Origin of the sequence: Companilactobacillus halodurans (assembly GCF_009600985.1) — a bacterium.
In the GTDB taxonomy this organism is placed as follows: Bacteria; Bacillota; Bacilli; order Lactobacillales; family Lactobacillaceae; genus Companilactobacillus; species Companilactobacillus halodurans.
The window spans coordinates 1-1,284 of the sequence record NZ_VDFP01000170.1 but is presented as its reverse complement, the minus strand read 5'-3'; the positions used below and the strand labels follow the sequence as shown (position 1 = coordinate 1,284).

General features: G+C 33.9%; 2 protein-coding genes. Both read left to right on the top strand.

All coding sequences use genetic code 11. From position 1 onward, the window contains the following. Window positions 1-208, top strand: a 208-nt coding sequence (locus FHL06_RS13360) for an AMP-binding enzyme (RefSeq protein ID WP_420360978.1), incomplete at its 5' end; no start/stop codon positions are given. Then, window positions 201-1,284: D-alanyl-lipoteichoic acid biosynthesis protein DltB (dltB, locus tag FHL06_RS13355; RefSeq protein WP_153387112.1), on the top strand; the 1,084-nt coding region annotated here is incomplete at its 3' end. The genes FHL06_RS13360 and dltB, both read left to right, overlap by 8 nt.

The following is a 1,284-nucleotide window of genomic DNA, read 5'->3' as shown; positions in this document are numbered from 1 at the left end:
AGTAAGTAAAATGATTGCTTGTATCGTTCTTGAAGACGAGTATGGCGACGATGATCAAAAAGATTTAGTTTCAAATATCAAAGATTCTTTGAAAGAAACAACGATGGAATATATGATTCCTAATGTTTTGAAATTTGTTGATGAATTACCGATCAGTAAGAATGGGAAAATTGATAGAAAGACTTTAATAGGCGAGATTAATGAATAACATTACACCTTATAGTAGTCCCCATTATTTTATTTACCTGTTAATCCTCTTACTTCCAATAATTATTGGACTATGGTTCGGTAAACGTTTCAGAATCTATGATATGTTTGCATCAATCGTTGTTTTGATAACAGCTTTCTTTGGTGGCAATATGTCACAAGGTATTTCGTTAATCTGTTATATCATCTTTGAAATGCTGATCGTCTTCATTTACTTGTCGTATCGTAAGAAACACAATGGCTTTTGGGTCTTTACCACGTTTGTTATTTTGGCAATTATTCCATTAGTTTTCGTCAAATTAGATCCACTAATTAAAAACCCAACGATTTCATTATTCGCATTTATGGGTATTAGTTATTTAACTTTCAAGTCCGTTGAAATCATTATGGAAATTCGTGATGGTGTTATCAAAGAGATCAAGCCTTATGAATTCATGAGATTCTTGCTCTTTTTCCCAACTATCACTTCAGGACCAATTGATAGATTCAGACGTTTCCAAAAAGATGTTGTTAATGTTCCTAGCCGTGAAGAGTATGTAGAGTTGCTCCACAGTGGTGTTAATAAGTTGATGCAAGGATTGTTGTATAAATTTATTATTGGTTATTTCTTTGGAACATTGTTATTGCCAAAGATCCAAATTTTAACTTTATCGTATCGAGGTCAAACTCCATTAGGTTTATCTTGGGCTTTGGTAGCTTATATGTATGTTTATAGTATGTATCTATTCTTTGATTTTGCTGGCTATTCACTTTTTGCCGTCGCAATCAGTAATTTCATGGGAGTTAAGACTCCAATGAACTTCAGAGCTCCATTCAAGTCTAAGAATATCAAGGACTTCTGGAATAGATGGCATATTACTTTATCATTCTGGTTCCGTGATTTTATCTATATGCGTTTGATGTTTACAGTAATCAAGCACAAATGGCTCAAGAATCGTGTCACAATCGCCAATGTTGGTTATTTGACCTTATTCTTGATCATGGGATTCTGGCATGGTGAAACTTGGTACTACATCGTTTATGGTTTGTTCCACGCTGGAGCAATGATTACCAACGATGCTTGGTTAAGATTTAAGA